The organism is Prescottella equi, from assembly GCF_020171745.1.
Taxonomy (GTDB): domain Bacteria; phylum Actinomycetota; class Actinomycetes; order Mycobacteriales; family Mycobacteriaceae; genus Prescottella; species Prescottella equi_A.
In genome coordinates, this window is the sequence record NZ_JAIVAH010000004.1 from 88,260 (window position 1) to 111,868 (window position 23,609).

21 protein-coding genes are annotated in these 23,609 nt (G+C 70.0%); 9 read left to right on the top strand and 12 right to left on the bottom strand.

Features of this window, described 5'->3' with window-relative positions; all coding sequences use genetic code 11:
* Positions 1-32 precede the first annotated feature (32 nt).
* The 3 genes from rsmA to LCL87_RS25705 are packed head-to-tail and all read right to left on the bottom strand — an operon-like array spanning position 33 to position 3,217.
* Positions 33-923, bottom strand: a complete 891-nt coding sequence (gene rsmA / locus LCL87_RS01715) for a 16S rRNA (adenine(1518)-N(6)/adenine(1519)-N(6))-dimethyltransferase RsmA (RefSeq protein ID WP_225015995.1) — start codon at positions 921-923, stop codon at positions 33-35.
* Between the two features lie 29 nt (positions 924-952).
* Positions 953-2,080, bottom strand: a complete 1,128-nt coding sequence (locus tag LCL87_RS01720; RefSeq protein WP_225015997.1) for a resuscitation-promoting factor — start codon at positions 2,078-2,080, stop codon at positions 953-955.
* Positions 2,081-2,089: 9 nt separating this feature from the next.
* Complete coding sequence (locus tag LCL87_RS25705) at positions 2,090-3,217, bottom strand: resuscitation-promoting factor (protein WP_510850678.1); 1,128 nt, start codon at positions 3,215-3,217, stop codon at positions 2,090-2,092.
* 200 nt (positions 3,218-3,417) lie between these two features.
* Here LCL87_RS25705 and LCL87_RS01735 point away from each other — a divergent pair, with 200 nt between their 5' ends.
* Positions 3,418-4,410, top strand: coding sequence for a pirin family protein (locus LCL87_RS01735; RefSeq protein ID WP_225015999.1), 993 nt, complete (start codon positions 3,418-3,420; stop codon positions 4,408-4,410).
* Between the two features lie 4 nt (positions 4,411-4,414).
* Here LCL87_RS01735 and LCL87_RS01740 read toward each other — a convergent pair whose 3' ends face one another.
* A complete protein-coding gene (locus LCL87_RS01740; RefSeq protein WP_225016000.1) occupies positions 4,415-5,254 on the bottom strand; it encodes a TatD family hydrolase in 840 nt (279 codons plus the stop codon).
* A 20-nt stretch (positions 5,255-5,274) separates the two neighbouring features.
* Between LCL87_RS01740 and metG the strand changes: the two genes are divergently transcribed.
* The 3 genes from metG (at position 5,275) to LCL87_RS01755 (ending at position 9,568) form a co-directional block, all read left to right on the top strand.
* Positions 5,275-6,861, top strand: a complete 1,587-nt coding sequence (gene metG / locus LCL87_RS01745; protein ID WP_225016002.1) for a methionine--tRNA ligase — start codon at positions 5,275-5,277, stop codon at positions 6,859-6,861.
* A gap of 45 nt (positions 6,862-6,906) precedes the next feature.
* Positions 6,907-8,187, top strand: a complete 1,281-nt coding sequence (locus LCL87_RS01750) for a DUF2786 domain-containing protein (RefSeq protein WP_225016004.1) — start codon at positions 6,907-6,909, stop codon at positions 8,185-8,187.
* 91 nt (positions 8,188-8,278) lie between these two features.
* Complete coding sequence (locus LCL87_RS01755) at positions 8,279-9,568, top strand: aminodeoxychorismate synthase component I (protein WP_225016006.1); 1,290 nt, start codon at positions 8,279-8,281, stop codon at positions 9,566-9,568.
* Here LCL87_RS01755 and LCL87_RS01760 read toward each other — a convergent pair.
* Positions 9,489-13,559 carry an nSTAND1 domain-containing NTPase gene (locus LCL87_RS01760; protein WP_225016008.1) on the bottom strand — a complete coding sequence of 1,357 codons (4,071 nt, stop codon included), beginning with the start codon at positions 13,557-13,559 and terminating at the stop codon, positions 9,489-9,491. The genes LCL87_RS01755 and LCL87_RS01760 overlap by 80 nt on opposite strands.
* A gap of 222 nt (positions 13,560-13,781) precedes the next feature.
* On the opposite strand from LCL87_RS01760, the gene LCL87_RS01765 reads away from it, so the two are divergent.
* Entirely contained in the window at positions 13,782-14,024 is a 243-nt protein-coding gene (locus tag LCL87_RS01765; RefSeq protein ID WP_225016010.1) for a hypothetical protein, read from the top strand.
* 61 nt (positions 14,025-14,085) lie between these two features.
* Here the strand turns inward: LCL87_RS01765 and rsmI are convergent, their stop codons facing one another.
* The gene (gene rsmI, locus LCL87_RS01770) at positions 14,086-14,916 is read right to left on the bottom strand and encodes a 16S rRNA (cytidine(1402)-2'-O)-methyltransferase (RefSeq protein WP_225016012.1); all 831 of its coding nucleotides are present in this window, start codon (positions 14,914-14,916) and stop codon (positions 14,086-14,088) included.
* 23 nt (positions 14,917-14,939) lie between these two features.
* Here rsmI and LCL87_RS01775 point away from each other — a divergent pair, with 23 nt between their 5' ends.
* The gene (locus LCL87_RS01775; RefSeq protein WP_225016022.1) at positions 14,940-16,499 is read left to right on the top strand and encodes a phospholipid carrier-dependent glycosyltransferase; all 1,560 of its coding nucleotides are present in this window, start codon (positions 14,940-14,942) and stop codon (positions 16,497-16,499) included.
* A 71-nt stretch (positions 16,500-16,570) separates the two neighbouring features.
* Positions 16,571-17,614, top strand: coding sequence for a phosphatidylinositol-specific phospholipase C domain-containing protein (locus tag LCL87_RS01780; protein ID WP_225016030.1), 1,044 nt, complete (start codon positions 16,571-16,573; stop codon positions 17,612-17,614).
* A 12-nt stretch (positions 17,615-17,626) separates the two neighbouring features.
* Here the strand turns inward: LCL87_RS01780 and LCL87_RS01785 are convergent, their stop codons facing one another.
* The 4 genes from LCL87_RS01785 to LCL87_RS01800 all read right to left on the bottom strand — a co-directional run bounded on the left by LCL87_RS01785 (position 17,627) and on the right by LCL87_RS01800 (position 20,838).
* A complete protein-coding gene (locus LCL87_RS01785) occupies positions 17,627-19,183 on the bottom strand; it encodes a BCCT family transporter (protein WP_225016032.1) in 1,557 nt (518 codons plus the stop codon).
* A gap of 82 nt (positions 19,184-19,265) precedes the next feature.
* Complete coding sequence (locus tag LCL87_RS01790; protein ID WP_225016034.1) at positions 19,266-19,694, bottom strand: DoxX family protein; 429 nt, start codon at positions 19,692-19,694, stop codon at positions 19,266-19,268.
* A gap of 44 nt (positions 19,695-19,738) precedes the next feature.
* The gene (locus LCL87_RS01795; protein ID WP_225016042.1) at positions 19,739-20,098 is read right to left on the bottom strand and encodes a GntR family transcriptional regulator; all 360 of its coding nucleotides are present in this window, start codon (positions 20,096-20,098) and stop codon (positions 19,739-19,741) included.
* Between the two features lie 53 nt (positions 20,099-20,151).
* Positions 20,152-20,838, bottom strand: coding sequence for an SDR family oxidoreductase (locus LCL87_RS01800; protein WP_225016044.1), 687 nt, complete (start codon positions 20,836-20,838; stop codon positions 20,152-20,154).
* Positions 20,839-20,919: 81 nt separating this feature from the next.
* On the opposite strand from LCL87_RS01800, the gene arsC reads away from it, so the two are divergent.
* Positions 20,920-21,276, top strand: a complete 357-nt coding sequence (gene arsC / locus LCL87_RS01805) for an arsenate reductase (glutaredoxin) (protein WP_225016046.1) — start codon at positions 20,920-20,922, stop codon at positions 21,274-21,276.
* A gap of 11 nt (positions 21,277-21,287) precedes the next feature.
* Here the strand turns inward: arsC and LCL87_RS01810 are convergent, their stop codons facing one another.
* Positions 21,288-22,514, bottom strand: a complete 1,227-nt coding sequence (locus LCL87_RS01810; RefSeq protein WP_225016047.1) for an arginine deiminase — start codon at positions 22,512-22,514, stop codon at positions 21,288-21,290.
* A 92-nt stretch (positions 22,515-22,606) separates the two neighbouring features.
* On the opposite strand from LCL87_RS01810, the gene soxR reads away from it, so the two are divergent.
* Positions 22,607-23,068 carry a redox-sensitive transcriptional activator SoxR gene (gene soxR / locus LCL87_RS01815; RefSeq protein ID WP_510850679.1) on the top strand — a complete coding sequence of 154 codons (462 nt, stop codon included), beginning with the start codon at positions 22,607-22,609 and terminating at the stop codon, positions 23,066-23,068.
* A gap of 10 nt (positions 23,069-23,078) precedes the next feature.
* Here the strand turns inward: soxR and LCL87_RS01820 are convergent, their stop codons facing one another.
* Complete coding sequence (locus LCL87_RS01820; RefSeq protein WP_225016051.1) at positions 23,079-23,588, bottom strand: DUF2505 domain-containing protein; 510 nt, start codon at positions 23,586-23,588, stop codon at positions 23,079-23,081.
* Positions 23,589-23,609: the final 21 nt, after the last annotated feature.

The window sequence follows — 23,609 nt, forward strand, 5'->3', positions numbered from 1 at the left end:
GTCGAGAACGTTTCGGGGAGGTGCGTCGGACGCTACGAGACGTTCGCCAGGCGCACGAACGCGGCCGCGTCGAGTTTCTCACCGCGCGTCGACGGTTCGATCCCGGCAGCGACGAGACGCCGCTCGGCCTCGACCGGTGAACCGGCCCAGCCGGCGAGGGCCGCGCGAAGTGTCTTGCGGCGCTGAGCGAAAGCCGCGTCGATGACGGCGAAGACCTTGCGCCGGTGGTCGGCGTCGATGGGCCACGGCGCGTCCTCGTACCGGTCGATCCGCACGAGACCCGACTCGACCTGCGGCACCGGCCAGAACACCGCCCGACCGACATGACCAGCGCGCTTGACGGTGCCGAAGAAGTTCGCCTTGACGCTCGGCACGCCGTACACCTTGTTGCCGGGATTCGCCGCGAGGCGATCCGCCACCTCGGCCTGCACCATCACCAGCGCGGTGCGCAGGCTCGGGAACTCGGCGAACAGGTGCAGCAGCACCGGCACGGCCACGTTGTAGGGCAGGTTCGCCACGACGGCGGTGGGCTCCGCGGGGACGTCGTCGGGCATCACCCGCATCGCGTCGGCACCGACCACGGTGAGTCGATCCGCGAGTTCGGGCGCACGATCGGCGACCGTCGCGGGCAGCCGGGCGGCCAGCTTGGGGTCGATCTCGACGGCGACCACCCGGTCGACGACGTCGAGCAGGGCCAGTGTCAGCGACCCGAGACCCGGACCGACCTCGAGGACGGTGTCCTCGGGACCGACGCCGGCCACCGTGACGATCCGGCGGACCGTGTTGGCGTCGTGCACGAAGTTCTGGCCGAGCTGCTTGGTGGGGCGCACCCCGAACTCTTCGGCGAGCGCACGGACCTCGGCGGGGCCCAGGAGGGCTGCCTGTCCTCGCGGATGGATGGGGGGCGGCACGGCGTCTGACACCTGAAGAACCTAACGCACGGGGGAACGGGTCAGCGCAGGCCCAGCTTGCTGGTGCACGACGGCCACGCGCCCCAGCCCTGCGTCTGCTGCGTGCGGGACGCGATCGCGATCTGTTCCTCGCGGGTCGCGAGGTCGGCGCGGGGCGCGTACTTCAGGCCGCCCTGGCGCTCCCACGTGTTCTGGTCGAACTGCACGCCGCCGTAGAAACCGTTGCCGGTGTTGATCGCCCAGTTACCGGTCGCCTCGCACTGCGCCAGCGCGTCCCACGTGGCCCCGTTCTGCACCGGCGGCACCTCGGTGCCGGGCTTGGCGCCGACGCGGACGACCTTCGGCTGCGCCGCGACCGTGACGGTGGACGCGACCGGCTTGCGCCCGGTCTCGACCCCGTTGACCAGCGTGAACTCGTAGGTGACGTCCGCGACGCCGGCACTGCCCGGGTTCTCCACGACGGTGCGGCTCATGTTCATGGACGGATCCTCGATCCGCTGCTCCGGCGGCGCGACGGGCTCGGTCAGCACCCGCGTCTCGACGCGACCACGGGTCACGGTGACCTCCATGCCGTCCGCGAGCGCCGTGTCCGCGGCCGGCACGACGGTGTCGGCCTGCTCGAGGGGCGTGCCGTGGGCGGCGAGGAAATCGCCGACCGTGGGCGCGGCGAGACGGACGTCCGCGGGGGCGGCCGCGCCGTCGACCAGCTTCACCGTGCGGGGGCTCAGGACGTCGAGGTCGGCGCCCTCGATCGGCAGGCGCTGCGAGCGGTTCGCGGAGACGTGCACGTCACCGGCGAGCCGGAACTGGTTCAGGGCCTCGTCGACCGTGAGTGCCGTGGTCCACACGCTGCGCTGCTGACCGTCCACCGTCAGTGCGACCTCGCGGCCGCGGCGCAGGACCACCGTGTCGCCGTCGTGCAGACCCGAGTCCGCGGCCGGAGCGACGACGTCGTGCTCACCGACGCTGTAACCCGCCGCCGCGAGCGCCCCGTCGACCTTCGACGACATCGTGCCGACCGTGATCAGCTCACCGTCGACGTCGACCGTCACCGTCTTGTGTTGCGCCACCGCGACACCGCCACCGACGGTGAGGGTCACGAGCGTCGCCGCGACGACGCCGTACATCAGCGGCGAGCGGCTCGAGTTGATCTTCGACAGTGGCGACATCGCGATTCCTTACCGGAGACCCAACTTGCTCGAACATGACGGCCACGCACCCCAGCCCTGCGCGGCCTGAACCTTCTCGGCGACGGCGATCTGCTGCTCGCGCGACGCGCGGTCGGCCGTCGGCGCGTACTGCGTGCCGCCGTAGGCAGCCCACGTGCTCTGCGAGAACTGGAGCCCGCCGTAGAAGCCGTTGCCGTTGTTGATCGCCCAGTTGCCGGTCGCCTCGCACTGCGCCAGCGAGTCCCACACCGACCCGTTCGCGACCGACGGAACCGACGGCTTGGGCTTGGTGCCGACCCGCACGACGGCCGGTGCGGCCTCGCGGACCACTACCGACGACAACTCCTGTCGGTGCGTCTCGGCGCCGTTGACCGTCGTGACGCTCGCCGTCACCGTCCGCTCGCCCGGGGTGCCCGGGTTCTCGACGGTGGTCTTGCCCTGCTCGAGCGCCGGATCGTCGACACGGTTCTCGGGGGCCTGGATCGGCAGCGTCTCGGTGCGGGTCTCGGTGCGGTTCCGGGTCACGACGATCTCGAGGCCGTCGGTCAGCGGCGTCTCCGGCGCGGGCACGACCGTGTCGGCCTGTTCCAGAGGCACATTCGTGACGGTGAGGAGGTCACCGACCGTCGGGGCCGCGACCCGGACGTCCGCGTGCGGGGCACCGTTGTCGGAGATCCGCACCGCCTTCGCGTTCACGACGTCGAACTCGATGCCGTCGAGCGGGATCCGCTGGCCACGCGACGCGGATGCGTAGGCGTCGCCGGCAAAGTTCAGTTGACGCATCGCGTCGTCCACGGTGAGGGCGGTCGACCACACGGTGCGGCGCTCGCCGTCCACCGTGAGGACGATCTCCCGCGCGCGGCGCAGGACGACGGTGTCGCCGTCGGACAGCTTCGCGTCCACACTCGGCGCGACGACGTCGTGCTCACCGAGCGGGTAGCCGGCGTTGTCCAGCACGGACCCGACCTCGGAACGCAGCGTGCTGAGCGCGATCTTCTCCCCGTCGACGTCGAGGGTGACCGTCTTGTGCTGGGTGATGACGAGGCCGCCGCCGACCAGAAGGGTCACGAAGAGTGCGGCGACCACGACGTACAGGAGCGGCGACCTGGCGGTGTTGATCCGAGCAAAAGGCGACACGAGAAATCCTGGGGCAGACGACAGGTTCGATCACAGCACGGTAACGGCGGGGCTGTGATGTAGCAACCACATGATCACGATCAGCACAAATGCAACTACAAAGATATCGAGGAAAGCGCTGGTCGATCACGAATCGATTACGGAATATTCCGACCAGTTGCGCGCGTCACACCCGAACGGGCCCGTGGGAGGGTAGGGACATGAGCAACGTCGAAGCCGAACCCGTCGAGATCGAGTGCGAGAACGGCCCCTGCGCAAGCACCGCGGGCCGCCCGCTGGCCGAGATCATCACGTCCCGCGAGGTCCCGTTGGGCGGGCCGCGGGCGATGCCGGTGCGCCGGACGCTGCCGCAGCGACAGCGCTCCCTGATCGGCGCGTGGTGCTTCGCGGACCACTACGGCCCCGACGACGTCGCGCGGACCGGCGGTATGGACGTCGCGCCGCATCCGCACACCGGGCTGCAGACCGTGAGCTGGCTGTTCACCGGCGAGATCGAGCACCGCGACAGCCTCGGCATGCACGCGATGGTGCGGCCGGGCGAGGTCAACCTCATGACCGGCGGCCACGGCATCTGCCACTCCGAGGTCTCGACACCGGAGACGACGATCCTGCACGGCGTCCAACTGTGGGTGGCGCTGCCCGATGCGGCCCGCGACGCACCCCGCAACTTCGAGCACTACGTGCCGCCGATCCTGGATCTGGACGGCGGATGTGTTCGGGTCTTCCTCGGCTCGCTGGCCGGATCGACCTCCCCCGTCCACACCTTCACTCCCCTGCTCGGCGCGGAACTCGTCCTCGCGCCCGGCGCCGAGGTGCGGCTCGACGTCGATCCGACGTTCGAGCACGGCGTTCTGGTCGACACCGGCGCGGTCGGCGTCGAGGGCCTCGAACTCGCCCGCGCCGACCTCGGCTACGTCGGAACCGGGGCAGCCGATCTGACGCTGACGAACCGGACCGACGAACCGGCCCGCGTCGTGCTGCTGGGCGGCGAACCGTTCGGCGAGGAGATCGTGATGTGGTGGAACTTCGTCGGCCGCAGCCACGAGGAGATCGAGCAGTTCCGCGCCGAGTGGCAGGCCGAGTCGGACCGCTTCGGAGCCGTCGAGGGCTACACCGGCGACGTGGATCGGCTGCCGGCGCCGCCGTTGCCGAACGCGCGGATCAAGCCGCGGAAGAACCCGCCGTCGGCCTGACCGATCAGCCGCGCGCGGGCAGGCGGTAGACGCGCTCGGCGGTCGCGGTCGACGCCTTTGCCAGCTCGACGGGATCCTCGCCGCGCACCTCGGCGAGGGCCCGCAACGTGTACGGCAGGCAGTACGACTGATTGGGCGCGCCGCGGAACGGGTGCGGGGTGAGGTACGGCGCGTCGGTCTCGACGAGCAGTTGGTCCGACGGGACGAGCAGCGCGGCCTCGCGCAGCGCCTTCGCGTTCTTGAAGCTGACCGTGCCGGAGAAGCTGAGCACGTAGCCGGCGTCGACGCAGGCGCGGGCCATCGTCGCGTCGGACGAGAAGCAGTGGAAGATCACCGTGTCGGGGGCGCCTTCGGAGTCGAGGACGCGCAGCAGGTCGGTGTCGGCCTCGCGGTTGTGGATCATCAGCGGCTTGCCGAGACGCTTGGCGAGGTCGATGTGCCAGCGGAACCCGTCCTCCTGTTCCTCCGGCGTCGCGCAGCCGTCGAGCTTGCCGGGCCAGTACAGGTCGAGGCCGGTCTCGCCCACCGCGACGACGCGCGGGTCGGATGCCAGGCGCTCGATCTCGGCCTTGGTGGCACCGTCGAGCGCGTTGGCCCGGGTCGGGTGGATCGCGACCGCCGCGAAGACGCGCTCGTCCCAGTTCGCGGCGTCCACCGCGAACTGCGCGGCCGCCAGGTCGTCGGCCACCGTGACGATCCGCTCGACGCCGACCGACGCCGCGCGGTCGACGATCTCCCGCACACTCTCCGCGTCCGTGGCGCCGCACGCGTCGAGGTGCGTGTGGGCGTCGACAAGCGGGAAAAGCGGCTCGGGCAGGTCCGGGGCGGGACGATCTTTGCTCACGTCGATAGAGTAGGCGCACCATGACTGTGCCTTCCTCGCCCAACCAGATGCCTGCCCCGACGGACCGTCCGCCGTTCTATCTGACGACGGCGATCGCGTACCCCAACGGCGTCCCGCACATCGGGCACGCCTACGAGTACATCTCGTCCGACGCGATCGCGCGCTTCAAGCGCCTCGACGGGTTCGACGTGTTCTTCATGACCGGCACCGACGAGCACGGCCTGAAGATGCAGCAGACGGCAGCCAAGGAAGGCATCGACGTCCGCGACCTCGCGACGCGCAACTCCGACGTGTTCCAGGCCATGGACAAGGTCCTGAACATCTCGTACGACCGGTTCATCCGGACCACCGACGCCGACCACCTCGAGGCCAGCAAGGCGATCTGGGAGCGGATGGTCGCGGCCGGCGACATCTACCTCGACACCTACTCGGGCTGGTACTCGGTCCGCGACGAGGCCTTCCACGCAGAGGAAGAGACCAAGGTCCTCGAGGACGGCACCCGCATCGCCACCGAGACGGGCACGCCGGTCGAGTGGACCGAGGAGTCCAACTACACGTTCCGGCTGTCGAAGTACCAGGACCGTCTGCTCGCGCACTACGAGGAGAACCCGGACTTCATCGCGCCGTCCACGCGCCGCAACGAGATCCTCAGCTTCGTCAAGAGCGGGCTCAAGGACCTGTCGATCTCGCGCACCACGTTCGACTGGGGTGTGCCGGTGCCCGGCGACCCCGCGCACGTCATGTACGTGTGGGTGGACGCGCTCACCAACTACCTCACCGGCGCCGGCTTCCCGAACACCGATTCGGACGAGTTCAAGCGGTACTGGCCCGCGAACCTGCACATCATCGGCAAGGACATCACCCGGTTCCACACCGTGTACTGGCCGGCCTTCCTGATGTCGGCGGGCGTGGAGTTGCCGCAGCGCGTCTTCGTGCACGGCTTCCTCTACAACAAGGGCGAGAAGATGTCGAAGTCGGTCGGCAACGTCGTCGACCCGCTCGAGATGGTGGAGCAGTACGGCCTCGACGCCGTCCGCTTCTTCCTGCTGCGCGAGATCTCGTACGGCCAGGACGGCAGCTACAGCCACGAGGCGATCGTCACCCGCATGAACACCGACCTGGCGAACGAACTGGGCAACCTGGCCCAGCGGTCGCTGTCGATGGTGGCGAAGAACTGCGACGCGCAGGTCCCGACGCCGGGCGAGCTCACCGACGACGACCGCGCGCTGCTCGCACAGGCCGACGCGCTGCTCGCGAAGGTGCGCGCCGAGTTCGACGCGCAGGCACTGCACGTCGGTCTCGAGACGATCTGGCACGTGCTCGGCGAGACCAACCGGTACTTCTCGCAGCAGGAACCGTGGGTGCTGCGCAAGACCGACCCGGCCCGCATGGCGACGGTGCTGTACGTGACGCTCGAGGTGGTTCGCATCGTCGGCATCCTCGTCCAGCCGGTGATGCCGGACTCGGCCGAGAAGATCCTCGACCTGCTCGGTCAGTCCCCCGACGCCCGCGCCTTCGCCGACCTCGAGAACCGCATCGTCGCAGGTACGGCGCTGCCGAAGCCCGTGGGCGTGTTCCCGCGGTACGTCGAGGAGACCGAGGCGTAGCAACGCACCCGAAAGCTGTCGGTCCCCTCGTGCACACTGTCGCCCATGGGGAGCAATAGAACATACATTCGAGAAAACCTGACCGGCTCGACGTCCGAGGACTTCGACGAGTTCGAGGACGGATCGTTCGCGGATCCGTTCGACGACGGCATGTTCGACGACTTCGAGCGGTTCGAGTGCCCACCACCACGGGAGCGTTCCATCACCGGCCTACTGATCGCGCTGACCGACGCCTACGAGCGCGGGTGGCAGCCGGCCGACGTCATGCACGTGACGCGGCGCGCTCTCGGGGCGGACTCGACCGCGGTCACGGCCGCCACCCTGCTGTACCACTACCGGGTGACCGGCGCCGCGGAGCGGGCGCCGCTCACCTGGGCCACCCAGCTCGACCAGATCGTGGAGCGGGAGTCCGCGGCCGCGAAGTTCGCGGCCGGCCTCCCGGCCGACTGCGACAGCACCGCATTCGGTGCGGCGTTGGACGCGTCCGGGTGGCATCTCGGTGAGAACGAGTCGACGGCGATGACACTGCTGTGGCTCGAGCTCCCTCGGGTCACGGAACTGTGCGCGCCGCCGTCGACGTGGCCACGGATCCGCCTCGAGTCCGTGCCGACGGCCGGCGACGAGACTGCCGATCCCAAGGTTCTCAACAAGATCCGAGGACTGCTGGCCAAGGCGGAGGCCACCGAGTTCGTGGAGGAAGCCGAGACCTTCACGGCCAAGGCGCAGGAACTCATGACGCGGTACGCGATCAGTGCGGCCCTGCTGCACGCGGCCGCCCCGGGCTCCCCCACCGTGCGCAGCCGACGCATCCACCTCGACAATCCCTACGTCAAGGAGAAGGTGCACCTGCTCACCGCCATCGGCGACGCCAACCGGGTGCGCACCGTGTGGTTCGACAGGTTCGGCATCGCGACAGTCGTCGGCAGTCCCGTCGATCTCGACCAGGTGGACCTGCTGTTCACCTCACTGCTCATCCAGGCCACCCGCGCGATGCAGGAGTCGTCGCCGCGCGCGAAACGCGGGGCGCGCACCACGTCGTTCCGAAAGGCGTTCCTGTTCGGCTTCGCGGTCCGCATCGGGCAGCGCCTGAAGGAAGCCGGTAACCGCGCCACCGCGGACGTCGCCGCCGAGTCGGAGGTGAGCGTCGAGGAACTGCTACCGGTGCTGGCGGCACGGTCCGCGGCGGTCGACGCCGAGTTCGATCGACTGTTCCCCACCACGAAGGCGTCCCGGAGCCGATCGGTGGATGCGAGCGGGTGGTACGCGGGACAGTCTGCCGCCGACGACGCCTCGCTGGACCCGAGCAGTCGAGCTCTCCGGCCGTGACGACACGCGGACCCCGGATCGGCTGCCTCACCGGCCGGGGCCACCGCGGTCCGATGTCGGCGGAGACCGAGCCACATGGAAGGCTGGACCGATGCGATTGGAGCGACTCGGAGACGGCGGCAGCGCCGCCGACGTGTTCCGCGCACTGGCTCGGCGGGCTCGGTCGCGGAAGCTGGCACCGCCGGCCGGCCTGATCGGGAACTGGTTCGACGCCGCCGCCGTCATCGCGCCCAGCGTGCACGCCGCACCGCACGATGCGCGATCCGCGTACACGCTCCCGCCCCGCGAAACAGCACCGGCCCCCGGCGGCCCGGTGATCGGTGGCGGCTGGATCGGCTACCGCGCCTACCCGGACCGATCCGGCGTGCTGCCCGAGGCCGCCGGCGGATGGACCGATCATGTCCTGCGCCTGGACAACTCCGGCTGCTGGTGGTTCGAGAGCCTCCTCGACGAGCCGTGCCCCGACGACCTCGCGCACGTGGTGCGCCGACCCGACGCAACCGCCGGCCCCTGGCACATCGACTGGACCACCCCGGATCGCCACGCCCACCGACGCGGGGTCGAGGACTGCCTCGACGCGATCGCGCGCGGCGACGTCTACCAAGCCTGCGTGTGCGCCCGCTTCCACGGCACCAGCTCGGGCCGCCCGGTCGACTTCTTCGCCGATGCGGTCGACCGGACCCGGCCCAGCCGTGCGGCGTTCGTGCAGGGCGCGTGGGGTGCGGTCGCGTCGCTGTCACCCGAACTGTTCCTGTCCCGCCGCGGCGGCACCGTCACGTCCAGCCCTATCAAGGGCACCCTCCCGCTCGGCGAAGACCCTGCGCACCTGCGGAACTCGGTCAAGGATGTCGCCGAGAACGTGATGATCGTCGACCTCGTCCGCAACGACCTGGGCCGCGTCGCCGACGCGGGGTCGGTCAAGGTGGCCGACCTGTTGCGGGTCAAGCCCGCCCCCGGCGTGTGGCACCTGGTCTCGACCGTCACCGCCGAAGTGTCCGACCGAGTGAGTGCCGCGGACCTGCTCGACGCCGCCTTCCCACCCGCCTCGGTGACCGGGTGTCCAAAGCATTCGGCGCGGACGCTGCTCCGCTCGTGGGAGCCGGACCCCCGCGGCGTCTACTGCGGCGCCGTCGGAATGCACAGCCCCCTGGCCGGACTCGAACTGAACGTCGCGATCCGAACCGTCGAGTTCGACGCGTCCGGCCGGGTCGGGCTCGGCGTCGGCGGTGGCATCACCATCGACTCCGACCCAGACGCGGAATGGCAGGAGTGCCTGGACAAGGCGGCGAGCATCGTCACGCTCACTCCGACTCGCACGCTCCCCGGCCCGATTCCGGCATCTCGAAGTGCGCCGGCCGATCCTGTGTCAGCTCCGAGGTAGACGAACAGATCCGCTCGGTGATCGGGTCCTCGTCGAGACGCCACGTCCGCAACACACCGTCGCCGCCGCCAGCGATCACCGTGTCGGTCCGCGGCAGGAACGCGACCTGCCAGCGCCCGGTGCCGATCGTGGTGATCGGACCGCCCATCTCCTCGGAGTCACCCGCACCGTCGACGTTCCACAACCGCACCGAACCGTCGTCGCTGCCACTGACCACGTGGGTGCCGTCTGCGCCGAACGCGACGCTGTACACCGTGCCGGTGTGTCCGCGCAGTGGCACCGGACGCGGCGTGAAGCCACCGTCGTCGTCGCGGTCCCACAGCACGAGGGTGTGGTCGTCGCTCGCGGTGACGAGGGTGTCGCCGTCGGGGCCGAACGACAGCGCATTGACGCCGCCGTCGTGCCCTCCTTCGCGGACCGGGAGTGACACGGGACCGGCAGGCTCGGAGACGTTCCATGCATAGAGGTCGCCGTCGGCGCTGGCCGCGACCAGGACGTCGCCGTCGGGCCCGAACGCGACGCTCCGCACCAGGTTCCGCGGCCCGGTCAGGCGCCCGCCGAGTCGGACCGGGTTGCGCGGATCCTGGACGTCCCACAGCGCGACGCTGAAGTCGTCGTCGCCGATCGCGAGGGTCCGGCCGTCGGGACTGAACGCCATCTCCCACGTGAACCGTGTCGACGTCGTGATCGGCGGCCCCAGCGGCACCGGGTGCGCCGGATCGGCGACGTCCCACAGCTGGACGTGGCCGCCCGACGTCTGCGTGGTCGCCAGGACCTTGCCGTCCGGCGACAGCTCGGCCACGTTGCCGCCGCCCAGCGGGCGCGGCAGCTCGATCGTGCCGGCGCGGTCCATCTCACCGGCCGCCGACACCTTCCACAACCGCACCTGCGAGTCGTATCCCGCGGTCACCACCCGTGAGCCGTCGCTGTTGATCGACGGCAGGGTCATCGACGCATCCGATACCGGCACCGTCCCCGTCGGCAGCGTCCACATCCGCACGATCGAATCCTGGCCGCCCGTGACGATCGTCGTGCCGTCGGGTGAGAGCGCGAGTGCGGGGACACCGCCGCCGTTGCCGCTGAGCGCGGGCCGCAGTTCGTGCACGGCGCGCGTCGCCGGATCGACCGACCACAGCTTCGCGGTGCCGTCCCACGACGCACTCGCCAACGTCGTCCCGTCGGAGCCGAAGGCGACGGTCCAGATGCCGCCCGTGTGGGCCTGCACCGGGGCGCCGACCTGACGGACGTCCATGAGGTCCGTCGCATCGAAGACCCGGATCATGCCGTCGTCGCTGCTCGCCGCGAGGGTCGTGCCGTCGGGGCTGAAGGACACCGAGTGCGCGACGTCGTCGAAGCCGGTCAGGTCCCGCCCCAACTGGACCGGGCGCGCGGGATCGGCGATGTCCCACACCCGCACGGTGCGGTCGTCACTGGAGGTCGCCAGCACCGAACCGCCGCGGAACGACACCGTGCGCACCGCCCCGGAATGCGCCTTCAGGGTGGCGGCGGGAAACTCCCCGGAGTCGGGGTTCGTGGTGTCGAACAGCGTGACGGTGCCGTCGTCGTGCGGCACCGCGAGCAACCGCCCGTCGGGGCTGAACCGCACGTTGTGCACGGCGCCAGGCGCGCTGCGCAGTCCCGACATCAGCGCCCGCGGCGCAGCCCGGTCGCTGACGTCCCAGATCCACATCGTGCCGTCGCCGCCGCCGGCCGCGAGGAGACGTCCGTCGGGGCTGAACGACACCGACGCCATGTACTGGTCCGGCCCGGTCAGTTCGTCCCCGATCGGGACCGGGTCCGCCCGGTCGGTGAGGTCCCACAGCCGCACGCTCCGGTCGTCGCTCGCGCTGGCGAGGGTCCGGCCGTCGGCCGAGAACGCGACGCCGTACACCGGGCCGGTATGGCCGGTCAGGCTCCGGGAGATCGGGGTGTTCTCGGTGGCGACCAACCGGGAGAACGCGTCGTCGCTACCGGGCCGCATCCGCCACGCGGCCAACGACAACTGCGCCGACGTCGTCGGGTCGCTCTCGCGCAGCGCGTCGGCGAGGGCGACGACCTGCTGGAACTGCGCGGCACTCCGCTCGTCCTCGGCCCGCGACTTGGCGGCCAGCGCCATCGCGCCCATCACGATGGCGACGACGGTCGACAACGCCAGCGCAGTCATGACGGTGCGCTTGCGCCACGTCAGGCGCGCCACCTGCCGGACCGACGCCTCCAGGAAGTCAGCGGCCGCAGGCGTCAGCGTTGCCGCGACGGCATCGACGCCGGTCGGACCACCCGGGGATCCGTGATCGGACTGCTTGTCCGCGTGCTCGGCCAGCAGGTCGAGCCGGCCGCGATGGTAGAGCAGGCTGCTGTTGCGGTCGGCATCCTCCCAGTGCACGGCGTCCGTCTCGATCTGCTGGCGGAGGGCGGAGTAGGAGCGGTCCTCCTGGATCCACGCCCTCAACCGCGGCCACGTGTAGATGACCGCGTCGTGGATCAGCTCGACCGCGTCACCGTCCGCGACGAGCACCCGGGCATTGACGAAGTGATCGACGACGCGCCGGCCCGCTCCCGTATCGGAGCCCTCGAGCGCGACGAGCTGCGGCACCGTCCGGCGGATCTTCACGTCGGTGCCGGTGCTCGTGACGTAGACGAGGTGCACGAACATCGCCCGTGCCAGGACGCGACCGCATTCGTCGAGTTGCTCCCAGGCTCGCTCGGCAGCGGCCGCGATGGACCCCCGCACACCGCCGGTGGCGCGGTAGTTCGCGATCGTGAGCTGTCCGCCGCGGCGCCGCTCCCACATCGTGTCGAGCAGATGCGAGACCAGGGGCAGCACGGTGTCGCTGCCCTCGGACGGGTTGGGCGACGACGCGGTGAGCACACCGAGATCGTTGAGGATCAGATCCACCAGGCCCGGCTCGAGCTTGAGTCCGATCATGCGGGCAGGCTTCGTGATCACCTCGACGACGTCCTCCCGCAGGAGCGGCGACACCGTCTTGCTGCGCTGTTCGAGGGCCCGCGCGAGCACCGGATGGGCGAGCGCCTGCGGATAGAAGTCCGATCGCATCGTCGCGACGACCGACGTCGTGTCGGTCGCCCCGCCGCCGGCCGGTGCCGTCGCGGCCAGGTCGAGCACCGTGAGGAACGCCGCCCGCTCGTCGGCGTCGGAGCACTGCGAGAACAGCTCCTCGATCTGGTCGACCACGATCAGGAGATGGTGGGCGCCGAGCCGTTCCGCCGCGCGGGCCAGGGCGTCGTGCAGTTGTTCCGCACTCGGGGAATCCGCGGTCAGCTCGGGAACGGCGGTCCGCAACGACGTCAGGGGGTGCGCACCCGGTACGAAGACCACCGCCGCGAATGCGGAGCGGTCGCCGACCCGATCGAGGGCCTTCAGCTGCGGGATCAGCCCGGCCTGCACGAGCGACGACTTGCCGACACCCGAGGCGCCGGTGACGATCACGATGCCCTTGCCCTGCGCCGCCTCGACGGCGGTGACGAGTCCGTCGACGCTCTGGGTACGCCCGAAGAACAGCCGCTCGTCCTTCTCCCGGTACGGCGCCAGCCCGCGATAGGGCCGCACTCCCGCCGGCAACGTCGGCGGCGCCGCCTGCTCACCGGCCGCCGCTACCGCCGCCTTCGTGGCGGGAACGGAACTGGCGTTCCGCCACCACGCCTCCCACTGCCGCATCGAGAACAATCCGTCGGTGGGGGGTGGGCCCTCATGGAGCGCCCGGGCCATCCGGATGAGCACCGCGAGCACGGGGCGGACCGACTCGAACGTGGCCGGCATGCGCTTGCCCGACCGCCAGTCGCTGATGCGCTGGACCGAGGCCGGCTTCTCGCCTCCGACCGATCGGCCGAGGGTCGCCGCCTCTGTGACGACCTTCTTGAGCGGGGGGCCTCCAGCGGTGGCGAACAGCAGCCGCATCTGATCGGCGAACATCAGCCGCGCCTCCGCGCCGGACCGGTCCGCGTCGGGCTGGGCCTCGCTGTCCGCTGTCATCGCGTTGGTCGTTCCTTCCGTGTCACCGGCCCCGGCGTTCCTCCGGGTCTGCCCGATTTCCGCGCTCCGCAGCCCCTGCGGATTCCGCTGCGGAATAATTCCTCACCGCCTGCGAACTGGGATGATAGCTCGTCTTGCGAACCATCCAGTTCGTCCGTTCCGTCCAATGGGGCAAAGTCGTTGTCGACGCACAAAGGCCCTGCGCCAGCGGCGCTGCGACCGGTGGGGGTTGGAGAAATCCACGAGGGGTATCCCCTGCCGGGTGCAGCGTCCACGGAGGAGGAACTCGGAATGATCGCGATGGCGGCCAGACTGACGGCGAAGACACCGCCGGCTGTCGGGGCAGGTCTGGTCATCGCCGCGACCGTGGGCCTGATGGTGCTGTTGGGTGCGGCCCCCGCCGATGCGGTCGCTGCCCCGGTGGGGGGTGCTCCGGTTTCGACCGGAGCACCCACCCCCTGGTAGTCGCTCGACGGGGGTCGGCGGGAACCGCGGTCCCACAGCTCCGGATACCGCTCCGGAAGCGTCAGTCCTTCCGCGACGCCAGCACGGTCTCGTACAGCTCCCGCTTGGACACGCCCTCGGTGGCGACCTGAGCGCACGCGTCCTTCAATCTCACGCCGTCCGCGACGAGTCGCTCGACCTCGCCGACGAGATCCTCCGGATCAGCGGCCACGGGCTGCGCGCCCTCGAGAACCACCGTGATCTCACCGCGGGCACCCTCGACGGCCCACTCCGCCAGTTCGGCCAGTGTCCCGCGACGGACTTCCTCGTACGTCTTCGTCAATTCCCGGCACACCGCCGCTCGGCGGGTCCCGCCGAGCACCTCGACCGCATCCGCGAGGCACGCCGCCAGCCGGTGCGGCGCCTCGAAGAAGACACACGCCCGCGGCTCGGTCTTCAGGGTCTCGAACCACGACCGGCGCTGCCCCTGCTTGCGCGGCGGGAATCCGTCGAAACAGAACCGTTCCACCGGCAGCCCGGACAGCGCGAGGGCCGTAGTGACCGCCGACGGACCGGGCAGGCACGTGACGGGCAGATCCTTCTCGACACACGCCGCGACCAACCGATATCCGGGATCGCTCACCGACGGCATGCCGGCGTCGGTCACGAGCAGCACGGTCCGGCCCTCCTCGACGTCCGCGACGAGCACCGGCAGCCGGGACACTTCCACCTGGTCGTAGAAGCTGACGACGCGTCCGGTGATCGTGACCCCCAGCGCGGCGGCGAGCGACTTGGTACGGCGGGTGTCCTCGGCGGCCACGACGTCGGCCGATCCGAGGGCGGTGCGCAGGCGTTCGGAGGCGTCACCGATGTCCCCCATGGGAGTTGCGGCGAGGACGAGGCGACCAGTCATGGGTGACAGCCTACGATCGACACGTGACCCAGCTGACGGACGAGCACCCCGCGCCCTCGTCCGGCGGATCCCGGACCGTCAGCCCCGCTCCGGCCACGCCGCCCCCGGATTTCGGTCCGACCGACCGTCGGCGCGGGTGGATCGCGACACTCGTGGTCACCGCGCTCGCCGCGATCACCCGGTTCGTGATGCTGAACTACCCCACCGACGCGGGCACCCCCGTCTTCGACGAGAAGCATTACGTGCCGCAAGGATGGCAGGTCCTCACCGGTGGCGGGCTCGAGGACAATCCCGGCTACGGGCTGGTGGTGCATCCGCCGGTGGGCAAACAGCTGATCGCGATGGGCGAGGCGCTGTTCGGCTACAACGCGTGGGGCTGGCGGTTCGCGTCGGCCCTCGCCGGCACGATCCTGGTGCTGTTGGTGATGCGGATCGTCCGGCGCATGACCCGGTCGACACTGATCGGCGCGATCGCCGGCATCCTGCTGATCGTCGACGGCGTCACCTTCGTCTCGTCCCGCCTCGGCATGCTCGACATCTTCCTGGCCCTGTTCACCGTCGCGGCGCTGGGCTGCCTCGTCGTCGACCGGGACCAGGTGCGCGAGCGGATGGCCCGGGTGCGGGCCGAGGGACGCATCGGCCTCACCGAGTTCGGTCCACGACTGGGCGTGCGGTGGTGGCGATTCGGCGCCGGCCTGATGCTCGGTCTGGCGTGCGGCACCAAGTGGTCCGGCATGTACTTCATCGCGTTCTTCGGCCTGCTGTGCGTCGGGTTCGACATCGCCGCGCGCCGCGCCTACGGGGTCCGGCGGCCGTGGGTCGGCACCGCGATCCGCGACATAGTCCCGTCGCTGTACGCGCTCGTCGTGGTGCCGTTGGTCGTGTATCTCGGCACGTACGGGGCCTGGTTCGCGAGCGAGACCGGCGTCGACCGGCATGCCGCCGGCAATCAGATCGGCACGGGTGGGCCGTTCTCGTTCGTGCCCGAGGCCCTGCGCTCGCTGTGGTACTACAGCGCCAAGGTGCTCGAGTTCCATTCGGGCCTGACCAATTCGGCCGGCAACCACCATCCGTGGGAGTCGAAGCCGTGGACGTGGCCGATGGGCCTGCGCCCGATGCTCTACTACTTCGCCGAGGGCGAGCACGTGTCCGGCTGCGGCGGGCCCAGCTGCGTCAAGGCGGTGATGCTGATCGGCACACCCGCGATGTGGTGGCTCGCGGTGCCGGTCCTCGGGTGGGCGCTGTGGCGGACGTTCGTCAGCCGCGACTGGCGCTACGCGACGGTGCTCACCGGCTATGCGGCCGCGCTGCTGCCCTGGTTCGTGACGCTGGACCGCCAGATGTACTACTTCTACGCGGTCGCGCTGGCCCCGTTCTTCGTGATGGCGATCGCGCTCGTCCTCGGTGAGATTCTCGGCGCCGCCAAGGCTTCCGCCGAGCGGCGCGGCACCGGACTGCTCGCGGTGTGCCTCTACGTGGGGCTGGTGGTCGCGAACTTCGTGTGGCTGTGGCCGATCCTGACGGCCGTGCCGATCACTCCGGAGATGTGGCAGCAGCAACTGTGGTTGCCGAGCTGGCGCTGACCCGGCACGAACGGCAACTACTTCTCCGCGAAACGCCCCCGCACTCCCCCTCCGTGGGTAGTGTGCTCCGAATGTCCAGACCGTCCGCAATCGTGACGATCGTGCTCGCCGCGCTGACCGTGCTCGTACCGGCAACGGCGCGTGCGGATTCCGGCCAGACCGCACCACGCTTCTCCGACGTGACGTCGGTCGGCGTCCACAACACGTTCGAGAAGCACCGATACCCGTTCCTCGCCGATGCGCTCGACGCCGGCGCCGGCCTGATCGAGCTGGACGTCTGGACCAATGCCGTAGGTCCGGATTGGCGTGTGTCGCACTCCAACCCGATCGCGAACGACAACAACTGCGCGGGCGCGACCTCGGCCGACCGGCTGCGGACGGGACCGCGCGACCAGTTCCTGAGCGGCTGCCTCGACGACCTGCGCGCCTGGCACGACGCCAACCCCGACCACCCGCCCGTGGTGGTGAAGGTCGAGATGAAGGACGGGTTCACCGCGCCGTTCGGTCGCGGCCCGCGAGAGTTCGACGCGCTGGTGCGCAGCCGGCTCGGCGACGCGCTGTTCGGGCCCGCCGATCTTCTCGCGCACGGTGGTCCGTCCGCCGCGACACTCGACGACGCCGTCCGCACCGCGGGATGGCCCGGGGTGGACGCGCTGCGCGGCCGGTTCCTCGTGGAACTGATTCCGGGGACGGTGCAGGAGAACAATCCGCTCGACACGTGGTGGATCGATCGTGCGTATGCGACACATCTGTCGGATCTCGGCCGAGTCGGCGCGCTGGGGCTGGCGAGCGCGTTCCCGGCAGTGCACCGGGCGCAGGCCGGTGACCCGCGGATGCGGTACGACGCCGCGCTGCGGCCCTGGTTCGTGGTGTTCGACGTGGACGCGACGGAATTCACCCGCGGCGACATCGACACCGGGTGGTACCGCGACCACGGCTACCTGGTGGTCGTCACCGATGCACACAAGGTGTTTCCGCTGCTCGATCCGGTCGCGCCTTCCGAGGCCGACGCCCGGACCCGCGTGCTCGACCTCGCGGGCCGCTCGGCGTCCGTCGTCTCCACCGACTGGACCCCGCTGCCCCGGATCCTGTCGATGGTCACCGATCGCGGCTGACGGCAGCGGGCGTCACGTCCAGCGTCGCAGCGCCCGCGTCGACAGTCGTCGTTCCTTGCGCGAGGCCAGGATCATCGGATCGCGGGAAAGATCCCGGTACAGCGAGACGCACAGGCCGACCATGACGAGCACGAACGGCGCCGCGGCGATGATCGTCATGGTCTGCAGGCCGTTGAGCGCGTCCGCGCCGCCGGTCCACAGGATCAGCGCCGCGACACCGCCGGTGAGCAGACCCCAGAAGACGACGACCCACCTGGCCGGTGCGAGGGCACCGCGCTGCGACAGGGTGCCCATCACCATCGACGCCGCGTCGGCGCCCGAGACGAAGAAGATCGCGACCAGCACCATCACCAGCACGGTCGAGACCCCGAACAGCGGCAGGTGCTCGAGCATCCCGAACAGCTGACTCTCGGTGGTGTCCCGGCCGGCCAGGTCGATGCCCTCGCGCTGCTCGTTGATGCCGGCGCCGCCGAACACCGAGAACCACAGCAGGCTGACGAGACTCGGGATGAGGATGACCCCGACGACGAACTCGCGGATGGTGCGGCCGCGGCTGATCCGCGCGAGGAACATCCCGACGAACGGGGCCCAGGAGATCCACCACGCCCAGTAGAAGATCGTCCACGACGACAGCCACTCGGCGGTCTCGGGATTGCTCGACGCCGCGGTGCGCGCGGACATCGAGGCCAGGTCGGCGGCGTAGTTGCCGATCGTGGTGGGGATGAGATTGAGGATCAGCACCGTCGGCCCGAGCACGAACACGAACACCGCGAGGACGAGGGCCAGCACCATGTTGATGTTCGACAGCCACTGGATGCCCTTGGCCACACCGGACACCGCCGACGCGACGAACGCCAGGGTGAGGACCGCGACGACCGCGACGAGCAGGAACGTGCCGACCTCGCCCATCCAGCCGATCACCTCGAGCCCGGAACCGATCTGCAGCGCGCCCAGGCCCAGGGACGCGGCGGTACCGAACATCGTCGCGAAGATCGCGAGGATGTCGATGACCCTGCCGATCGGCCCCTCGCTGCGGCGGCCGAGAAGCGGGAAGAACGCCGCGCTGATCAGCTGCGGGCGGCCGCGGCGGTACGTCCCGTACGCGATGGCGAGTCCCATCACCGCGTAGATGGACCACGGGTGCAGGCTCCAGTGGAACATCGTGGTGGCCATCGCCGTTCCGACGCCGCCGTCGGTGCCGGGCGGCGGCGTGACGAAGTGCGCGAGCGGTTCGGCGACGCCGAAGAACATCAGTCCGATGCCCATTCCGGCGCTGAACATCATCGCGATCCAGCTGACGGTCGTGAACTCGGGCTTCTCGCCGTCCTTCCCGAGCGGGACCCGGCCGTACTTGCTCGCGGCGAGCCACAGGGTGAAGACGACGAACGACGACGCGGCGATGACGAACAGCCAGCCCATGTTGGTGACCAGCCAGTCGAGCATGTCGCCGGTGACGGATTGGAGGTTGTCGGGCGCCGCGAGTCCCCACACGACGATCGCGGCGACTGCGCTCGCGGCCACGCCGAACACCACACGGTCGGTCCCGGACAGCTCGCGTGCGCCTGCCATTCCTCAAACGGTGCTCATTCTCGCGCCCAAAAGCAAGCACCCGGCGCCCCGTGGCGGGGAACCGGGTGCGTGCGGATCGTCGTCAGGACGCGGACAGGACCCTCGAGTTCTTGCCGATGACGGCATCGACGCTGAACCGGCCGGCTCCGACGCCCGCGATCAGCAGCGACGCTACGCCGAGCGCCAGGACCAGCTCGTAGCCGCCGTCTCCGACGAAGATGCCGTTGCCGACGTGCACGATGAAGAACGCGCCGAGCATGTTCAGGAACAGCAGGCCGCCGGCGATGCGGGTGGCGAAGCCGATGAGCAGGGCGATGCCGCCGACCAGTTCGATCGTGGCGGCGACGATCGCGGAGACGTCGGCCAGCGGGACGTCCATTCCGGCGAAAGCGGCCTGGGTGCCGTCGATGCCCCAGGTGGAGAACTTCTGCCACCCGTGCGCGATGAAGATCACGCCCAGGCCGATGCGGGCGATGAGCACGCTGACGTCACGAAATGCGGTGGAGTTCATGACCCAACCCTGACACAGATTAGGTTGAAGCGTCAACTAACGGCTCAGGCGCCCTCCAGCGCACTCCCCACGAACGCCGCGGCGTCCTCGTCCGAGATCCCGAGCCGACGGACCACCCGGACGTACTCGGTCGCAGCCTCCTGGGCCTTGGCCCGCGTCGGGTCACCGGACGCCGCGACGAAGGAACCGAGCCGCCCGCGGGTCTCGATGACGCCGAGCTGCTCGAGCTCGCGATAGGTGCGCGCGACGGTGTTCGGCGCGATGTGGAGCTGGGATGCCAGGCCCCGAACCGTCGGGATCTTGGTACCGGCCACGAGCCGCTCGGACTTGACGAGTTCGAGTATCTGCGTGCGCAACTGCTCGAACGGCGGCGTCGACGACGCATGGTCGATCTCGATGTCCACGACTCCCCTTCCGGCCCCACGCAAGCCCCTCTGTCCGGGGCGAACGCGTGAATTCACGGTATCGCGGCGACCGCGTCCTCAATGGAAAACGAACCCTCCGTGAGCATCAAAGCGCGCCGGACCGCACGAGGTGGGCGGCCTTCCGAACCGGAGGCGATCAGGGCCGCGATCACCGCCGCGACGTCGCCGCGCGGCACCGTGCCCCGTTCGAGTGGAGGCTCCGTGAGCGTCACCTCGCCCGTCGGATCGTCGTCGGTCAGTCCGCCGGGCCGCAGGATCGTCCAGTCGAGGCCGTCCCGGCGTCGCAGATCGTCCTCGGCAGCGGTCTTCGCAACCAGGTACGCCGCGAACACGTCGTCGGTGCCGTCGGGAATCGGTTCGCCGGCACCGAACGAGCTGATCTGCACGAATCTCCGCACCCCGGCCCGTTCGGCGGCGTCGGCCATGAGGACCGCGGCGCCGCGATCGACGGCGTCCTTCCGGGCCGCGCCGCTGCCCGGGCCGGCGCCCGCCGCGAACACGACCGCATCCGCACCGCGCACGATCTCCGCCACCTCGTCGACGGTCGCGGTCTCGAGGTCGACGACCACCGGCAGCGCGCCGAGGGCCCGCACCGGCCCCGCATGATCGGGATTGCGGATCAGCGCCACCGCCCGATCACCCGACGCGGTCAACTCCTTGATCAGGTGCCTGGCGATCTTGCCGTGCCCGCCGGCGATGACGATGCGTCGATCGGTCATGTCCAACACTCCTCACGCTGGGTTCGTGACTAGCTGGTCTCCATGCTCCGTCATCCATTGTCCCCGTGCAGAATGGCAGGCATGGCAGGTACCGCAAAGAACGCAACGATCTATCACAATCCCCGCTGCAGCACGTCGCGGAACACGTTGAAGCTCATCGAGGAGGCCGGCCTCGAACCGACCGTCGTCAAGTACCTCGAGACGCCGCCGTCGCGGGACGGGCTGCGCAAACTCCTCGACGACGCCGGCCTGCGCCCGAGCGAGGCGATCCGCACGAAGGAGGCCGTCTACAAGGAACTCGGTCTCGCGACTGCCTCCGAGGACGAACTGCTCGACGCGATGGTCGACAACCCGATCCTCATCGAACGCCCCATCGTCGTGACCGACCTCGGCACCGTGCTGGCGCGGCCGTACGAGAAGGTGCGCGAGATCCTCTGATCCCGGCGGCGTCAGGGCAGCGGATCGCGCGCGATCGGGCACGACATGCAGCGCGGTCCGCCCCGCCCGGACCCCAACTCGGAACCCGAGATTCGCAACACCTCGATGCCCGACGCCTCCATCCGCGCGTTGGTCTCCACGTTGCGCTCGTAGGCCACCACGACGCCGGGTGCGAGCGCGAGAGTGTTGTTGCCGTCGTCCCACTGTTCCCGCTCGGCGGTGACGTGGTCGAGCCCGGTGTCGATCACCCGCAGCTTGCCGATCCCCATCGCCGCCGCGGCGGCCTCGAGGAACGGCTCCGGACCGCTGATTCGAGCGGTGCCGTCGTCGCTTCGAATCGTGAAGGCCGACAACGTTTCCCGCACTGCCGGGTACATCACGACGGCATCGGTGTCCACCATCGTCAGGACGGTGTCCAGATGCATCGACGCCCGCCGCTGCTCGATCGGCACCGCGAGCACGGTGTGTGCGAGCCCGTCCTCGAAGACGCTGCGTGCCAAGGCTTCCGCACCCGCGGGAGTGGTCCGCTCCCCCACCCCGACGGCGATCACTCCGGGCGCCAGCAGCAGCACGTCGCCGCCCTCCACCGGGGCCGTGTGCGATTCGTACGCGCGCCGCACCCCACGGAAGCGCGGGTGGTGGGCGTAGATGAGGTCGGTGAGCGACGCCTCCCGCACCCTCACCGGTAGTGCGAGGGTCGTGATCGCGACGCGTCCGCGCACCCAGAACGACGAGTCCCGGGTGAACAGCAGGTTCGGCAACGGGTCGATCACGAAGTCGCCGCCGTGGTGCATCAACCGGACCAGCGACGGCGTCGCGGCACCGGTCCCGATCGGCAACTCGTCGAAGGTCATCCCGGCGGTGAGAACGCCGGCCAGATCGGCCGGGGGGATCCCCCGCAGGTGCGCGGCCAGATCCTGCGCGAGCACGTGCCCCAGTTTGCGCGGGTCGACGGCGGCCGAGATGCCCTGTATCCGCGCCGCGCCGCTCGTCGTGAGCGTCTCGGCCAACAGGTCGGCGAGCAGCAGGACCTCGACGCCGCGTCCGCGCAACACGTCGGCGAACGCGTCGTGCTCGTCCTGCGCGCGGTCCAGCCAGGGCAAGCCGTCGAAGAGCAGTTGGTCGTTGTTGCGCGGCGTCAGTCTGCGCAGTTCGTCACCCGGCCGGTGCAGCAGCACCGTGCGCAGCGCACCCACCTCGGTGTCGACACCCGGCTTCGACGACTCCTGCGCGGTCATGCGTAAACGGTAGACCCGCGCGCGGCGGACGGCACCCCGCACCCAATCCTCGAGTATTGTCGAGGTTGCCGCATCGTGGAAGGGCAGAGGTCGTGGACATGCCGGAGTGGAACACCAAGGAACTGACGCCGGGACAACTCTCCGAGCGCAGCGGTGTCGCGGTGTCCGCGCTGCACTTCTACGAGCGCGAGGGCCTCATCTCGAGCCGCCGCACCAGCGGCAACCAGCGCCGCTACAAGCGCGACGTGCTGCGCCGGGTCGCGTTCATCCGGCTGTCCCAGCGGGTCGGGATCCCGCTCGCAGAGATCCGCGACGCGCTGTCGACGCTCCCGGACGGCCGCACCCCCACCCGGAGCGACTGGGCGAGGCTGTCGAGCCGCTGGCACGCCGACCTCGACCGACGCATCGAGCAGCTCACCAGGCTGCGCGACGACCTCACCAACTGCATCGGATGCGGGTGCCTGTCCCTCGCGAGCTGCACGCTCGCGAATCCGCACGACGAACTGGGCACCGCGGGCCCCGGGGCCCGGGTCATCGACATCGAGATCGACTGACCCGCGGCGGTCAGCCGGCTGCGGTGAGCCGGCGCAGCACCTCGTCACGGTCCCGGGCCACCATCTGCCCCACCATCTGGCGGACGAGCGCCTCGATGCTCCCGCCGATCACCGGAACCTTCGCGGTGATCGTTCCGCGCACCGCGAGCAGCGCCCCGCCGCTGTGCGGGCGCAGGTCGTAGTCCCCGGCGATCGCGACGGGTATACCGGTGGAGGTGCCCTCCACCCGCCCCGACGCCCGGCCGTCGTCGATCGGACTCCACGAGTCGACGCGCTGCATGCGCATCTCCCCGCGAACGACCCTGCGCACCAACGACGGAAAGTTACCCGGATCGACCGTTTCGGTCATCGTCACCGTCACCAGCGGACGCCCCTCGGGGTCGAGGGACTCGACCACCTCGACGGCACCGCCGGAGCTCGGAGCCAGGCGGGAGCGCCAGTACTCCTCGTCGGTCAGCAGGGCGTGCACACGCTCGACCGGATGCTCGAACTCGGCCGAGAACTCGAATCGCTTCGGCATCCGTCGGACGCTACCCGACGG

Excerpts from the sequence above, each read along its gene's own strand:
- LCL87_RS01800 (WP_225016044.1), bottom strand. The coding sequence starts at position 20,838 with ATGACCGATCGACGCATCGTCATCGCCGGCGGGCACGGCAAGATCGCC.
- arsC (WP_225016046.1), top strand. The coding sequence starts at position 20,920 with ATGGCAGGTACCGCAAAGAACGCAACGATCTATCACAATCCCCGCTGC.
- LCL87_RS01720 (WP_225015997.1), bottom strand. The coding sequence starts at position 2,080 with ATGTCGCCACTGTCGAAGATCAACTCGAGCCGCTCGCCGCTGATGTAC.
- LCL87_RS01760 (WP_225016008.1), bottom strand. The coding sequence starts at position 13,559 with ATGACAGCGGACAGCGAGGCCCAGCCCGACGCGGACCGGTCCGGCGCG.
- rsmI (WP_225016012.1), bottom strand. The coding sequence starts at position 14,916 with ATGACTGGTCGCCTCGTCCTCGCCGCAACTCCCATGGGGGACATCGGT.
- LCL87_RS01790 (WP_225016034.1), bottom strand. The coding sequence starts at position 19,694 with ATGAACTCCACCGCATTTCGTGACGTCAGCGTGCTCATCGCCCGCATC.
- LCL87_RS01810 (WP_225016047.1), bottom strand. The coding sequence starts at position 22,514 with ATGACCGCGCAGGAGTCGTCGAAGCCGGGTGTCGACACCGAGGTGGGT.
- LCL87_RS01750 (WP_225016004.1), top strand. The coding sequence starts at position 6,907 with ATGGGGAGCAATAGAACATACATTCGAGAAAACCTGACCGGCTCGACG.
- LCL87_RS01785 (WP_225016032.1), bottom strand. The coding sequence starts at position 19,183 with ATGGCAGGCGCACGCGAGCTGTCCGGGACCGACCGTGTGGTGTTCGGC.
- LCL87_RS01820 (WP_225016051.1), bottom strand. The coding sequence starts at position 23,588 with ATGCCGAAGCGATTCGAGTTCTCGGCCGAGTTCGAGCATCCGGTCGAG.
- metG (WP_225016002.1), top strand. The coding sequence starts at position 5,275 with ATGACTGTGCCTTCCTCGCCCAACCAGATGCCTGCCCCGACGGACCGT.
- LCL87_RS01755 (WP_225016006.1), top strand. The coding sequence starts at position 8,279 with ATGCGATTGGAGCGACTCGGAGACGGCGGCAGCGCCGCCGACGTGTTC.
- LCL87_RS01735 (WP_225015999.1), top strand. The coding sequence starts at position 3,418 with ATGAGCAACGTCGAAGCCGAACCCGTCGAGATCGAGTGCGAGAACGGC.
- LCL87_RS01780 (WP_225016030.1), top strand. The coding sequence starts at position 16,571 with ATGTCCAGACCGTCCGCAATCGTGACGATCGTGCTCGCCGCGCTGACC.